Here is a 13,956-nt window from a genome sequence, read left to right as displayed (position 1 = left end):
TCACCAAAAAAATAATCAAATGGGATAAAAAGGAGCTATCGATGTCATAATGAAAAAAAAGATAGTAATGAACAAAATAATCATACCAGGACTATTTTTCCTTTATCTGTACGGATTAATTAGAATTATACTGTTTAAGTATAGGTGGATGGATTTAACCATACTCTGGCAGCTATTAAAGAGGAATCTTGAGAACCCTGATCATCTCATGTACCAATTTCAAAGCAGTAATATCATCCCATTTAAAACCATATTCATTAATATTCATAGCCTATCCATGTGGCGAGATTTCAGTAATTTGGTTGGAAATATTATCGTATTCATACCATTTGGTCTTTTTCTTGTCTTATTGTCTAAACATAACAGAATATCCTGTATACACGTATTGACTCTATCCTTTGGTTTAAGCTTTGGCTTTGAATGCTTACAGCTTTTAACTTCTCTTGGCATTTTCGATGTAGATGACTTACTCCTGAATACTTCTGGCGGATTGATTGGCTATGGTGCCATCCAATGGTATGACAAGGTTTATTGCAAGTTGATTGGAAAAACCTCGATTATGGCCAAAGACATAGATAAGATTAAAAAACAGTAATGGCAAATACCGAGGTAGGTGAACGATACCAGAATTTAAGAAACGTCTAACGTGGAATCTCGTTATTGTGCGATAGCAGCTTGTAAATGATATAACCCTCATTTCCAACTTTATTTTGCTTAAAAAGCAAGCCCTGTCCCAATAAACGGACAGGGCTTTTGGAAACTTTACTTTTGCTCAATGATTTGAAGAAGATTACCGCATGTATCTTCAAAGACAGCTATAGTGTTGTCTCCCATCATGGTCGGCTCCATTGTAAACTTCACACCATGTTGTAATAATCTTTCGTATTCTTTGCGAATATCTGTGACGCCAAACATGGTTGCTGGGATACCTTGCTCGAGCAATTTCTTTTGATATTCTTTGGCAGCTGGATTGTCATTCGGTTCAAGAAGAAGCTGTGTACCGTCTTCATTGTCCGGAGAAACAAGTGCTATCCATCTGAATTCACCGACTGGTATGTCATGCTTTATTAGAAAACCAAGCGTTTCTGTATAAAATTTCAGTGCCTTATCTTGATCGTCAACAAATAAACTGGTTACGATGATTTTCATATTATTCCTCCTATAATGTCTGCGCTGTAGCGTGATGCATAATCTATGCTGTAAGTGAATCACTACCTGTTCGTCAAAAATCTAATTGATATACTCGAATTTCCTGAACTATTCAAACACCTTGTGTTCCCTTCATAACGTCTGCAGGATAGATAATTCTTATTTCTTATTCTTAATCAATCCACCCTTTCAGCAAGTTTCTAAGTGGTTCGTTGTCGAATATAAGTACTCGATATTTCCCCTTTCGTTCTGATTTAACAAGCCCAGCCTCTTCCAATATAGAAAGATGCTTTGCTACCCCCTGCCGAGTAATGATAAGTTTGTGGTTCATAATAAGACGTGAAGTGAGTTCATACATCGTCATCTCATTGCATTCGGATAGTTCGTCTAGTATCAGTCGCCGAGTCGAGTCAGCCAATGCTTTGAATATCGTGTCTTTTTCCCATTTCATATTCCTATTATAAGCAACCATTTAGTTGCTTGTCAATATCACGCAACTAAAAAGTTGCATGAAAATGAAACAAATTATGTAACCATAATGAGTTTAAGTCAATATATGTAGTTTGACCATTACAGAAATCTTTAACGGATTTTCAAATAACATTTAGAATAAAAGAAGAGGTGACAGGCACCTTCCAAACTTCTGGAAGATGCCTGTCACCTCTCATCATTTTACTTTTGCCACTCCTAAAGCAAAATGGCTCCAAAGGATATTTTCTACTAATTCTGCTTGTGATTCTTCACAATCAACAATTAAGATAACTTCAGAGTGTTTTCCTTTCAAGAGTTTTTTCCTTTTCTTTATGACCAATTCCAGAAAAAGCCGAATAGCAAAACCAACAACAAATCCCACAAACGCACTAATCAGCCCCCAATAAATGGGTCCCCACGCTAATTTGAAGCCAATACTTGCTCCAATTACGGAAAAAGCAGTAGCAAGCCCCATTCCAATATCAATCAGGCTTGTACCATCTGAGCGATGCAAGTTATCGAAAATTTTCCGTTCTTCTGCTCTATTATCCAATGGGACAGCAAATAGGCTATCTTTCTTAATCCCTCTATTTTCCAGTGTTGAGATGGCCATTTCTAGGAATCCTGTAGTTTCAAAGGTTGAAAATAACTGCATATTTATCACTTCACTTTTTGTCCTTTTAGTATTTTGAAGCCCTGCGATTGATAATTCTCGATTAAGTGCTTTCTTACGTCCTTTTCAAAAAGTTTGTTATTCTCAACCGTATTGATATAAGAATCATACACGGCAAACCCATAGTGTGAAGGGATAAAGAGAAGCCATTCTGGATTTATAACCGTGGTTGCTTCCTCTACTTTACCTAAAAATAAAAGGACAACCGCTTCTTGGACATGAGAATAATAATAAAAAATAACTAACCATATGATGACAAAGAATGCTGTTAAAATCCTATGGATATAAAGTTGTCCTAGTCCAGGGATAAACAATGACCACATAAGGGAAATGATGGGGTTCCGCTTATCTAAATAATTAACCTCTATCGCGCCTAATGCAAAGGAATTATAACGATGTTCCTCTCGCTCGGCTAACAGATAAATCTTATTCATATCCACGGTTGTCCGATAACTATCCCAAATTCCGAAAAGGTAAACTGGAATATACATCAGAAGCCATCTTGTGTCTAGTACCTCTTTTGCCATATCAATATTCCCTTGAAAAGAATAAATCATAGAAGAATTAACATGGGCTTTAATGTTAACCACAACCTCCCAAATAAATAAGACATAACCTCGAAGATATTTTGATAAAAGCATATGCCCGAACCCTGGGAAAGCTGCAGACCACCATGCAATAATATAAGGATTTCTTAAGTGCAATTGCGTCGACCCAAAAATACTAACATGGGCTATATATCGTCTGGCAGTATTATCATTTGAATAGTTGTTCACCTAATTCACCTTCAGGAGCGATTTATAAATAGATTTCCAAATTTGGAATGCATTTATTCCTGTCTTTATTCGTTAACCCGCGCGAGAATGGTGCGTCTCAGGACTCACACTATAGAGATAACACCCATGCCGAGTACAAAACTATACCAATAATGTCTGCCCTAACGACTTCGTTTTTTACAAATTCCAGAAGGTACCTTACACCCTCCTTAAATTTCCAAATATAAAGAAAATTCATTCCATTTTATGTTAAAATACTATTTAACTTCATTCAGCAAATGCTTTTTGTACCGAAAGCTTGCGACAGGTACAGAAGTCCTCACTTCTACAAGTGGGGGATGAATGCAAATAGTTCTTCGATTCAGTGGAGGTTCAAACCCCGGCTGAATGAAGTTAAGCCTCCGGCGGATGTCACGGATTTTTTTAAGGTAGTTTATCGAGCGAGCTCAGGTAATCCGGACGCAAATTCGACAGGCGAATTTGATCTATGCAAGGAGCTTTTTTCTATGAAAACTTTTGGTCAATCTATTCCCATTTTATTGATATTCATAGCTATATTACTTGTGACTCCCTCTGATGTTCTTGGAAATAGGTATGCTGAAGAACCTCCCCAGAGAGTCTATCGAATTGCGGGAGATCAACACCTACCGCCCTTTTCGTTCATTGATGAAAACGGTAGGTTTAATGGTTTTAGTGTGGAATTATTTGAAAGAATTTCCACGAAAGAAAATATACGGTTCGAATGGATCCCGATGAATTCGTATGAAGCGCTTGATTTACTGAAAAAAGGTGAAGTGGATGCCATTTTAGGCATGAAATATTCTAGCCAGTTGAATTCGCAGCTATTGTTTTCAGATTCATATATGTTGATGACCGATACGATTGTCATTCCAAGTGAAGAGGCCGAGCATGTACGTACTTTAAGCGATTTACGCGACAAGGTCGTTGTGATGCAGGAAGACCCCTCCTCCCTTTCAATGATGAAAAATGTCCGAGGGGCAGAGATTGCCCTTACCCTGCATACAAAGGACGCCTTTGTTCATTTAATGGAAGGACGCGCAGATGCACTATTGACGAATAAATGGACCGCTGATTATTATTTAGAACAAAAAAATCAGCATAAAGCCTTTGTGACCGTTGATGGTTTAACAGGCACATCCGTTGAATATGCGGCAGCCATTCATCCGAACGAAACAGAGCTGCTAGAAACAATCAATCGATCATTAAGTGATATGAGAGAAAATGGTGACTACCTTGAAATCTATTCCCACTGGTTTGGTTTAATACCGGACGAACGATTGCAGGAAATGCGAAAGACGATTATTTTACTAGTCCTCTTTCTGGTGCTGTTTCTCGTAGCTTTGTTCGTTAGCCAACTATGGAATAAGAAATTGAGTAGCGAAGTAAAAAAAAGAACATCCGCCTTAAATATAGCCAATGAACAATTGAAACAGCAGCAGAAAGAATTATTCGAAGCCGATCAATTTAAAGAAAAGATATTAAACAACATCTACTCAGGGATTATTACTTTCAGTAAAACACACAAGCTAACAAGTTTGAATAATCGTGCCCGTCTGATTCTAAATATCAATGAAATTCAACCCGTTCAAACCGCCGACATCCTGTCTCTTCCCATTATTCAACAAATCTTCTCAGATTATCAGGAGTTTGTGAGTCTTAAGCCCAATCAATCTTTTTCAAAAGAACTGTCGTTTGAAGAACACGGAAAACAAAAGTCGATACTCTTTCGAATCATCCCACTACAGAATCAACAATCCCATTCGGATGGATTCCTTATCACGCTTGCAGACCGTACGGATGAAAGAGTGTTAGAAAAGAAGCTAGCTTTACAAGAAAAAATGGGTGCACTTGGCAGACTGGTCGCTGGTGTGGCGCATGAAATTCGAAATCCACTCACGACGTTAAAGATATTCATTGATATGCTTCCGAAAAAGTATGAGGATCCCACTTTTCGAGAAGAAATGCTCATGCATATGCCTGAGGCTGTGCGACGGATGAATGGAATTGTCGAGAGCCTACTCGGCTATTCGAGAAAAGGTGAACGAAAAAAAGATAGCTTCCTCTTGTCAGAATGCATCCACCCTATTGTTCTAATTATGGAACCTACATTGAAAAAGAGCTTTGTCCAATTAGAATGGCAAATAGACAATCAAGCAAAAGCCTTTGGAGACAAGGAACAAGTGGGACAGGTACTATTGAATCTCATGTTAAATGCCATGGATGCTATGGAGGATCAGATCGAAAAAAAGATGGAGATTCAAGGCTATCATGACGAACAATATGCCTATATTCGGGTTAGAGATACAGGGTGTGGCATACAACCTGAGATCCTTTCGCAAATCTTTGAACCTTTTTATACAACAAAGGAAAAGGGTGTTGGCCTCGGTCTATCTCTTTGCTATCAATGGATGGCCGATAATAAAGGAAGTCTTGAAGCAGCGGCGCTCCCGGATGGAACGGAGTTTACGATGAAATTACCTATAGCAGAGAATGGAGTGGAATAGTGTGAAGCCCTATATCATGATTATAGATGATGAACCAGCCATTTGTTCATCGCTCCGCTTTGTTCTTGAAGATGATTATCACATCACCGCCTGTCCAGATGCAGAACAGGCATTAGAGCGGTTACAAGAACAAGAGGTTCATGTCATCCTACTCGATTGGCGTCTTGGGAGACATAATGGTCTGGACATATTAGTGAAGATAAAAGAAATACGCCCTGCGACAGCGGTTATCATGATGACAGCCTTTGGAACTATTGAATCGTCAGTGGAAGCGATGAAGCACGGGGCCTTTCATTATATTACAAAGCCGCCCGAGGTAGACGAACTGCTTGTTCTCATCGAGAAGGCGCTCGAGCACCAGCAATTACATCATCAAGTTCGGCAGTTGAATGAACAAATCGATAGAATCAAAGGGTACGATCAAATCATTGGGGAAAGCCCTGAAATCCAAAAGGTTTTTTCCATCATCGAACAGGTCAAGGATATTGATTCAAATGTATTAATTACGGGAGAAAGTGGCACAGGAAAAGAACTCGTTGCCCGTGCGATTCACCGGAACGGTAAACGAAAGGATGGACCGTTTATCGCGCTAAACTGTGCCGCAATTCCTGAGTCCATTCTTGAAAGTGAACTATTCGGACATCGAAAGGGTGCCTTTACTGGGGCGATTACCGGACGCCAGGGTAAAGTCGAAGCGGCAAAAAATGGTACGTTATTTCTTGATGAAATCGGTGAAATGCATGTGCAATTACAAGCGAAGCTCCTTCGTTTTTTACAGGAAAAGGAAATCACTCCAATCGGAGCAAATGTCCCGATTAAAGTGGATGTCCGGATCATAACGGCCACGAACCGGAATCTATTAGAAATGGTGGAAAATGGGAGCTTTCGCGAAGATTTATATTTCCGCTTAAATGTCATCCCACTCCATCTACCACCATTACGAGAACGAAAAAAGGATTTACAGCTTCTTATCTCTCATTTTATCGCAAAATATGCAGAAGAGATGAATCGCCCGATTAGTACTCTATCAAAAGAAGCGAAAAATGCGTTAGAGAATTACTCCTACCCTGGAAATATTAGACAGCTAGCCAATGTAATCGAATATGCAGTAGCTATGGCACAAAGCAACATGATTACACCCGCTGAACTGCCCTTTTTGCAGAATAAACCAGAAGCACGAAATGGACAAAATGAAACAACGAGAGATCATAGCCTTCAAATTCCGATTCCATCCACACTCAAACAGGTTGAAAAAATGCTCATCAAAGCAGTACTAGATTATTGTGATGGTAATAAACGAAAAACGGCTTCTCTATTAGAAATAAGTGAACGCAATCTACGGAATAAATTAAAGCAATATCGAGATGAAGAATAAAAGAGGGAAAAATTTGCCGGTAGGAAAATTTTTCCGCCCTAAAACGGCAAATATTGCCGTTTTTTTATCGTAAAGGATGATAATCACACATTATCAGAATATTAAGTTATTGGCATGGTTATTGCTATATTCCCAGTAAGAACATGATAAAGGGGTGTTACACTTTGTTTCGTAAAACGTGGCTGATTGTTACGGTATATACTCTATTGCTATTAAGTGCCTGCGGAATAACCGAGCAAGTAAATGAAAGCGATCACAAAGGTGGCGATCGTACATTCTATTATGAAAATGAACCGCTTACCATTTTAACCGGTGGCACATCTGGTGTTTATTTTCAGCTAGGAAATGCAATGGCTAAGATTTATGGAGAAAAAATACACGCACAAACAAGCGCGCAGACAACAAGCGCCTCTGCAGAAAATACAGCAAAGGTATCACGTGGAAAAGCCGAAATGGGCTTTGCGATGGCCGATACGGTAGCAGATGCCTATAATGGACAAGGAAATTTCAAGGATTTTGGCAGCATTAAAAATATTCGGGCGATTGCCTCCTTGTATCCCAACTATATGCAAATTGTCACCACTTCCACCACTAAGATTAAAACACTTGAGGATCTTCGCGGAAAAAAATTAGCTGTTGGGGCGCTAGGAAGCGGAACGGAAATCATGGCGAAGCGGATTCTCGAAGGTGCCGGCATGACGTATAAGGATGTAAAGGCGGATTTCCTCTCCTTTGCAGAGGGCATTGAAGGCATTAAAAACGGCACAACTGATGCGGCATTCCTCTCTTCTGGCTATCCAAACTCAGGAATTATGGAGCTTGCTGCCACAGACGATGTTGTCATCATTCCTGTTCCTGAACACTTAACGCTTGAATTAAAGGAAAAGTACCCCGCCTTTGAGATTGGCGTGATTCCATCCGATACGTATGAAGGAGTCAGTGAAGACCAGCCAACCGTCATGGTCAATAATCTACTAATTACAAATGAGGATTTACCTGACGAAGCAGTCTATGAATTAACGAAGACACTATTTGACAATCTAGAAGAATTAAAGAGAATACACAACTCTGCCAACGACATTCATCTCGATAAAGTAGCTACGCAACTACCATTACCACTACATCCTGGCGCTGAAAAATATTATAAAGAAGAAGGAATTCTACAATAATGAAGGGCGGTGAAGGGATTTGCAGGAAACTCAGGCAAATATCAATGAAAAGGACATACTAGAGAAATTTGATACAGAATCGAGAACAAAAAAGATCAATAAAGGCTTTTGGCGATGGGTCATTTTTCTTTTAAGTGTCGGACTTGCTGGATATCATTTGTATACGTCTTATTTTGGTCCGCTTGATGCGTTAAGACATCGCTCACTACATACAGCCGTCATTGCTGCACTTGTGTTCATTCTTTATCCAGCTTTTTATAAAAAGAAGAAAGACAAGGTCAGTCTGATGGATATGGTTTGGATGCTGGCTGCTCTGTCAACGACCATCTATATGTTTGCCGACTATAAAATGATTGCTGTGCGCATGTCTGTGTATATGCCTAACTCATTAGATATTTTCTTTGGAATTGTCTTAATAGCTGTCGTCATTGAAGGCGGAAGGCGGGTGGCGGGGAATGCCTTAACGATTCTTGCCCTCCTATTCATGGCTTATGCTTTCTTTGGACAATATGCCCCCGATTTATTACGTCATTCTGGTAAAGATGTGGAGGATGTGGTCACCTACATGTTCCTATCTACGGAAGGAATATTTGGGATTGCAATCTCGGTTTCGGCTTCCTACATTATTCTCTTCATCCTGTTCGGTGCGTTTTTAAACGCTTCTGGAATGGGAAAATTTTTCACCGATATTTCCATGGGTCTAGCGGGTCATACCTCTGGTGGCCCTGCAAAGGTATCGGTCATCTCAAGCGGCTTGCTTGGGTCCATCAATGGTAGTGCCCTTGCCAATGTCGTCACAACGGGTGCTTTTACTATTCCTCTCATGAAACGGGTTGGCTATAAGCCTGAATTTGCAGGTGCGGTTGAGGCTACGGCCTCTGTCGGCGGTCAGATTCTTCCACCGGTCATGGGTGCAACCGCTTTTATTATGGCGGAAACATTGGGCATGCCTTATAATCAAATCGCTTTAGCAGCGATCCTACCGGCACTGCTCTACTATCTAGGCATCATCTTTATTGTCCATTTTCGCGCCAAAAAGCTTGGCTTAAATGGAATGTCGAAAGAGGAATTACCAAATGTGAGACAAACCTTGAAAAAAGGTGGTCATTTGCTGATTCCAATTGTCGTTCTTATCGCCCTATTAATGCTGGGAAAAACACCTTTATACGCAGCCTTCATTTCGATTCTGCTGAGTATCGTTGTCAGCTGGTTTAATAAAGAAACGCGAATGGGACCAAAAGCCATCCTTAAAGCGATGGAAGATGGGGTTCGTTCCTCGCTTGGTGTGGCGATGTCCTGTGCGATTGTTGGCATCATTGTCGGTGTGAGTACGTTAACAGGGCTTGGTCCAAAATTAACGCAATCGATTCTCGTTTTGGGCCAAGGTGAAGTACTGCTGACCTTATTGTTCACGATGATCGCTTGTATCATTATGGGAATGGGCTTGCCATCGATTCCAACGTATATCATTACGTCTACCATGGCAGCACCTGCTCTCCTTGAGCTTGGAGTGGCGCCTTTGTTAACACATATGTTTGTTTTCTATTTTGGCATTCTTGCGAACGTTACACCACCGGTTGCGTTAGCAGCTTTTGCTGGAGCAGGAATAGCGGGAGGAAATCCGAATCGAACGGGTTTCGAGGCATTAAGATTAGCCTTTTCTGGTTTCTTAATTCCCTTCCTTTTCGTCTACTCCCCTGCGTTACTGATGCAGGATGTATCAGGTCCACTCGAAGTCATTTCCGTGACCCTTACAGCCATTGTTGGCATCATGGGACTAAGTGCAGCATTAGAACGCTATTTCTTAACTGACATGAAATGGTATATCGCGGTCCTCTGTTTTATCGGAGCGATTACCTTAGTTATTCCAGGTATGCTAACAGACATCATCGGAATAGTGGTATTAGCCTGTGTGGCTGTTCTTCAATGGTTTAGAAAAGCTAAAGTAAAAACACACGCACAACCTATTCAGCACATGAAGCAATTAGATGATCTTACATTGAAATAAATCAAATTCGCCCGTAGAATATGAAAAGATGCCAGTCACCATTCAATTTTAGGTTGGAGACTGGCACCTTTATACCGTACAACCACTTAAAGGGCTGCCGCCGGCAACCCTTTTTTGTACATTCACTCCGTTTTTTAGAACAAACCTTCTTTCTTAGAAGACACCGTTCTCATTCGGGGAATTCTCCGGTATCGGCTGTCCCACATCCCATAACTCAGTAATGAGGTCGTTTTGAAAGCGGAAGATATGAACCACAGCTCCCCCAAGGTCATCCTGCTTTTGCTTCACATGGGAGTATACCGCCACCCGATTCCCCTCTCCCATCACCTGTTTCACCTCAAATACTTTTTCTGGATTCTTATTGGCATTCTCTTCCATCGCATGCATGAGAGAATCCGCATCTCCTCGAAAATAAGGATTATGATGAAGGAAATCCGGACTCGTAAATTGACGAAATGCTTCGCGAACTCTCCCCGATGCAACCAGCTGCAAAAAAGATACAGCCTTCTCCTTATTAGATTGAGTCATGACCATTCATTCCTTTCTTTAATAGGTTCCTATTTATGCTTTTCATTATTTTCATCATAAATTATTACATATGCTACATCCACTTTTTCAAGCCATTTCCCCTTTCAATACTGAATCCTTCTTCACTCTACTGCCTGTTCGTTTTTATGTAAATGTAGGCTACTTACTCCTCGTAGCTTGAATTTTTTCTACAAGTGCCTTTTCTACATGATGAGGGATATAACCGGACAAACTTCCCCCATTAAAATAGACTTCTCTTACGATGCTTGAACTAAGAAAGGTATATTTTTCTTCAGAATGAATAAAAAAGGTTTCTGACTCTTTATAGAGATTTTTATTGGTTAAAGCCATCTGGGCTTCATAGCCATAATCAGTAAGCGTTCTCAATCCTCTAATAATGACTCGATAATGGTGCTCCCTCATATAATCAACAAGTAGTCCTTCAAATGTAACCACTTTGATTTTTTTATTGTCATGAAAACAGTCTTCAACCAGTTTTCTCCGTTCTTCAAGTGAAAATAAGTATTTCTTCTTAGGATTAATCATAACCGCTACGACGATTTCATCAAAAAATTCACTCGCTCTTTCAATTATATCTATATGTCCATTTGCAATAGGGTCAAAGCTACCGGGATAGATTGCTTTCATTTCGTCACCTCATTTTTCCTTGTTATTTGTTTATTCTTCCCATTATTTATTTAGAAACTTTTCTTTTAGGAAAAAATGAACAAAGTACTGCTTTAACCAAGGAAAATGGATACAATCTACTCATGGTGGATATCATATTTTTTATTAATAATAGTTTAATATTTGTATAAGCGAGTGACCTTATCAATCTTGTAATGCTAGTTTTTCTACTATTTCTTTGATCCGTTTATATGATGGAATAGAAGCCATTAAGTCTATAATGGGCTTAGCTGGTAATTTAGGAATAGTTGTACTGCCTATATGTTCAACTTGTTTAACACCCAAATCTGAAAGTATCTGGTAAAGCGTAGCTCCCTCCTGTATTCCTTTTTCCTTCCACATAGGGTCAGGCGCTTTGATCTCAATTGTTTCATATGCCCATACTGGAATGTTCGACTGTTCCTTATGATTGTTCATTCATCCAATCCCCCCATTATTTTCTTCAATCATTCTGACCTGTTACCTCAGGAACTCGTAGAATTTTCGAGGAGTCTTCGTGTCCCTGTGGGCCTTTGTATCATGTGCTTCTATGAACAACATTGCCTCTAAAAATATATGGTGTTGTTAACTTTTTATTAATCATTCCTTTCAAATCGATTGGAATATGCATATAGTTTTCTGCTACGTTACCATTTACCCAAATTACTTCTTCAATTTCTTCAGGGAATGTTATTTTTATTTCCCCTCCAACAATCCTCCCAATAAAAGTAAAAAAGATTGTATGATGTCCTTTTTGTTCAAAGAATGCCTCACTCACAGTAAAAATCCCATCTAATGCAACATCCAAACCAGTCTCTTCTTTTACTTCACGAATAGCGGCCTCTTTCAAGGTTTCTCCAGCTTCTACTTTGCCACCCGGAAGTGTAAAATAAGATGATTTATCATCTTTATTTTTGACCATCAATACCTTTTCATTATATTCATCAAAAATTAGTACATATGCTACATCCACTCTTTTCAAGCCATTTCTCCTTTCAAAACTGAGTCCTACTTGCACACTACTGCCTATTCGTTTTTATGTAAATGTAGGCTCTACTTACTCCTCGAAGTGACAGAGGGACAGGTCTGTTGTCCCAAAAGATGGTGATTCAGGACAAGGGGAAGTAGGTTCAATCTTAAACGACGGGGTATTATCGAGAAATACGATTATTTCTTGATACATGGATTGCTATTCTACGGTTATAATTAGGATATTTTCGCCGCTTCATTCATTAACTATTTAACACCTCTCAAAAAAAGCATAAGCTTCTGCCCAAGGTGGTAATCAATAGGCTTTTCCCTAATAAAAAACATAGGGAGAGTTTGTCTTCCTATGTTTTCATACATATTATTTTTCTGTTTGTTTTTGCTTCTTTTTCAAATACTCAGCACGCATTTTTTCAAGTTGCTGCTTTTTATCAAATTTGGCAGGCTTCTGTTTTTCATGAAACTTCGTCACAGCTGCCTGACCTTTGTAGTCCAATTGATATTTTCCCAATTTGTTCACCTACTTTTCTTGTCTTCCATAATAATATACCTTATTTCACGAAAGTAAACCTGATTATTTTATTAGTATAGTACAGAAAAACAGAAAAAGGACTGCTAAATAATCAGTCCATAGTTCTTTGACTCTTGCGCACGATTCTTGGAAGAACGATTCGACCACGCTACGATTTTTCATTATCCTGCCGCTTGATAGTGATTTTCCTACTAATCAGCTCCTCAATCACCTTTTCCATGAACTTCTCCTCTTCTTGGTTAAACGCACTTGGAAATAAATAAGGATTCGGCTCTGCAAAACAACCTTCATTATTCACGAGCTCATTTTTCGCTTCATCATCTAAAAGGAGTTCGACTTCATCCTTCATCATCGACACCATCGCTTCTGTATGCTGAAGTACTTCAGGATCATTTGGAGCTTTCCCTTCTTGAATGAATCGCTTCATTTTACTAGTCCACTTGGCCATGTCCTTATCAGTGTCAAGTTGCGCTGTGTACGAGTGCAGCTTATTATACACGGAGTCGTCCGCATGCTCATTTATCCAGCTCTTTCGTGCCTCTTCATTTTTCAAGGCATGAATCAGTACAAGCAGTGAATCCTGATCGACGGCCTCTAGTCCTGCAATGGTACTTTGAACGTGGGCAATGGCTTGTAACACCTTTTCAATCTGCTTCTGTTTTTCTTCTAGCATTTTTGCCTGACTGACCAGTGTCTTTGAAAAATCCTGTTCAGGTTGCTTTAGATATTCAGAAATATCCTCCAGTGACAAATCCAAAAATTTTAGTACTAATATTTTTTGAAGCTCTGCAAGGGATTGGTTGTTATACTTCCGATGCCCATGTTCTGTGTATTCCGAGGGTTTCAACAGTCCAATCTGATCATAGTGACGCAGTGTGCGTTCCGTGATTCCTGTCAGTTTCGCAAATTCTCCAATTGAGTATTTTTTCTCCAGTCTCATTTGTCCTCACTCCTTTTCATTTTGAATGATATCACTTGACGTAACGTCAATAGCAAGGACTTTTATCAATATTAGCATTGTGCAGACAATGGACCAGAACCAGAATGATATTGAATGGTACTCTACAATTTCCGAAAGATGATTTATCGTCAACATC

At 39.5% G+C, this 13,956-nt stretch carries 15 protein-coding genes; 5 read left to right on the top strand and 10 right to left on the bottom strand.

Annotation, left to right across the window (positions count from 1 at the left end; genetic code table 11):
* Positions 1–49: 49 nt before the first annotated feature.
* Complete coding sequence (locus tag BQ5321_RS09495; RefSeq protein ID WP_071394264.1) at positions 50–595, top strand: VanZ family protein; 546 nt, start codon at positions 50–52, stop codon at positions 593–595.
* Between the two features lie 167 nt (positions 596–762).
* Here the strand turns inward: BQ5321_RS09495 and BQ5321_RS09490 are convergent, their stop codons facing one another.
* From BQ5321_RS09490 to BQ5321_RS09475, 4 genes are all read right to left on the bottom strand, one after another.
* Entirely contained in the window at positions 763–1,149 is a 387-nt protein-coding gene (locus BQ5321_RS09490) for a VOC family protein (protein WP_071394263.1), read from the bottom strand.
* 172 nt (positions 1,150–1,321) lie between these two features.
* Complete coding sequence (locus tag BQ5321_RS09485) at positions 1,322–1,600, bottom strand: ArsR/SmtB family transcription factor (RefSeq protein WP_071394262.1); 279 nt, start codon at positions 1,598–1,600, stop codon at positions 1,322–1,324.
* Between the two features lie 216 nt (positions 1,601–1,816).
* Positions 1,817–2,275 (bottom strand): hypothetical protein, encoded by a 459-nt coding sequence (locus BQ5321_RS09480; protein WP_071394261.1) that lies wholly within the window; start codon positions 2,273–2,275, stop codon positions 1,817–1,819.
* A 5-nt stretch (positions 2,276–2,280) separates the two neighbouring features.
* The gene (locus BQ5321_RS09475) at positions 2,281–3,069 is read right to left on the bottom strand and encodes a hypothetical protein (protein ID WP_071394260.1); all 789 of its coding nucleotides are present in this window, start codon (positions 3,067–3,069) and stop codon (positions 2,281–2,283) included.
* 506 nt (positions 3,070–3,575) lie between these two features.
* Here BQ5321_RS09475 and BQ5321_RS09470 point away from each other — a divergent pair.
* The 4 genes from BQ5321_RS09470 to BQ5321_RS09455 all read left to right on the top strand — a co-directional run bounded on the left by BQ5321_RS09470 (position 3,576) and on the right by BQ5321_RS09455 (position 10,146).
* Positions 3,576–5,594: a transporter substrate-binding domain-containing protein gene (locus BQ5321_RS09470; RefSeq protein ID WP_159433415.1), complete on the top strand. Its 2,019-nt coding sequence runs from the start codon at positions 3,576–3,578 to the stop codon at positions 5,592–5,594.
* Between the two features lies 1 nt (position 5,595).
* Positions 5,596–6,969, top strand: a complete 1,374-nt coding sequence (locus tag BQ5321_RS09465; RefSeq protein WP_234978379.1) for a sigma-54-dependent transcriptional regulator — start codon at positions 5,596–5,598, stop codon at positions 6,967–6,969.
* Between the two features lie 164 nt (positions 6,970–7,133).
* Positions 7,134–8,138 carry a TAXI family TRAP transporter solute-binding subunit gene (locus BQ5321_RS09460; protein WP_159433414.1) on the top strand — a complete coding sequence of 335 codons (1,005 nt, stop codon included), beginning with the start codon at positions 7,134–7,136 and terminating at the stop codon, positions 8,136–8,138.
* A gap of 19 nt (positions 8,139–8,157) precedes the next feature.
* Positions 8,158–10,146, top strand: coding sequence for a TRAP transporter permease (locus tag BQ5321_RS09455; protein WP_071394256.1), 1,989 nt, complete (start codon positions 8,158–8,160; stop codon positions 10,144–10,146).
* Positions 10,147–10,299: 153 nt separating this feature from the next.
* Here the strand turns inward: BQ5321_RS09455 and BQ5321_RS09450 are convergent, their stop codons facing one another.
* From BQ5321_RS09450 to BQ5321_RS09430, 6 genes are all read right to left on the bottom strand, one after another.
* The gene (locus BQ5321_RS09450) at positions 10,300–10,674 is read right to left on the bottom strand and encodes a nuclear transport factor 2 family protein (RefSeq protein ID WP_071394255.1); all 375 of its coding nucleotides are present in this window, start codon (positions 10,672–10,674) and stop codon (positions 10,300–10,302) included.
* A 159-nt stretch (positions 10,675–10,833) separates the two neighbouring features.
* The gene (gene coaD, locus BQ5321_RS09445) at positions 10,834–11,322 is read right to left on the bottom strand and encodes a pantetheine-phosphate adenylyltransferase (protein WP_071394254.1); all 489 of its coding nucleotides are present in this window, start codon (positions 11,320–11,322) and stop codon (positions 10,834–10,836) included.
* Positions 11,323–11,505: 183 nt separating this feature from the next.
* Entirely contained in the window at positions 11,506–11,778 is a 273-nt protein-coding gene (locus BQ5321_RS09440) for a GrpB family protein (RefSeq protein WP_071394253.1), read from the bottom strand.
* 100 nt (positions 11,779–11,878) lie between these two features.
* The gene (locus BQ5321_RS09435; protein WP_071394252.1) at positions 11,879–12,322 is read right to left on the bottom strand and encodes an NUDIX hydrolase; all 444 of its coding nucleotides are present in this window, start codon (positions 12,320–12,322) and stop codon (positions 11,879–11,881) included.
* Positions 12,323–12,688: 366 nt separating this feature from the next.
* On the bottom strand, positions 12,689–12,838 hold the full coding sequence (locus BQ5321_RS24415) for a hypothetical protein (protein WP_187143731.1): 150 nt from the start codon (positions 12,836–12,838) through the stop codon (positions 12,689–12,691).
* 169 nt (positions 12,839–13,007) lie between these two features.
* Positions 13,008–13,799: a MerR family transcriptional regulator gene (locus BQ5321_RS09430; RefSeq protein ID WP_071394251.1), complete on the bottom strand. Its 792-nt coding sequence runs from the start codon at positions 13,797–13,799 to the stop codon at positions 13,008–13,010.
* Between the last annotated feature and the right edge of the window lie 157 nt (positions 13,800–13,956).

Source organism: Bacillus tuaregi, assembly GCF_900104575.1.
GTDB lineage: Bacteria > Bacillota > Bacilli > Bacillales > Cytobacillaceae > Bacillus_BD > Bacillus_BD tuaregi.
This window is presented reverse-complemented; position numbering and strand designations above follow the sequence as displayed.

What these genes read in the sequence shown, in the direction of transcription:
- BQ5321_RS09495 (WP_071394264.1), top strand. Translation starts at nt 50, where the DNA reads ATGAAAAAAAAGATAGTAATGAACAAAATAATCATACCAGGACTATTT.
- BQ5321_RS09490 (WP_071394263.1), bottom strand. Translation starts at nt 1,149, where the DNA reads ATGAAAATCATCGTAACCAGTTTATTTGTTGACGATCAAGATAAGGCA.
- BQ5321_RS09485 (WP_071394262.1), bottom strand. Translation starts at nt 1,600, where the DNA reads ATGAAATGGGAAAAAGACACGATATTCAAAGCATTGGCTGACTCGACT.
- BQ5321_RS09480 (WP_071394261.1), bottom strand. Translation starts at nt 2,275, where the DNA reads ATGCAGTTATTTTCAACCTTTGAAACTACAGGATTCCTAGAAATGGCC.
- BQ5321_RS09470 (WP_159433415.1), top strand. Translation starts at nt 3,576, where the DNA reads ATGAAAACTTTTGGTCAATCTATTCCCATTTTATTGATATTCATAGCT.
- BQ5321_RS09450 (WP_071394255.1), bottom strand. Translation starts at nt 10,674, where the DNA reads ATGACTCAATCTAATAAGGAGAAGGCTGTATCTTTTTTGCAGCTGGTT.
- coaD (WP_071394254.1), bottom strand. Translation starts at nt 11,322, where the DNA reads ATGAAAGCAATCTATCCCGGTAGCTTTGACCCTATTGCAAATGGACAT.
- BQ5321_RS09440 (WP_071394253.1), bottom strand. Translation starts at nt 11,778, where the DNA reads ATGAACAATCATAAGGAACAGTCGAACATTCCAGTATGGGCATATGAA.
- BQ5321_RS09430 (WP_071394251.1), bottom strand. Translation starts at nt 13,799, where the DNA reads ATGAGACTGGAGAAAAAATACTCAATTGGAGAATTTGCGAAACTGACA.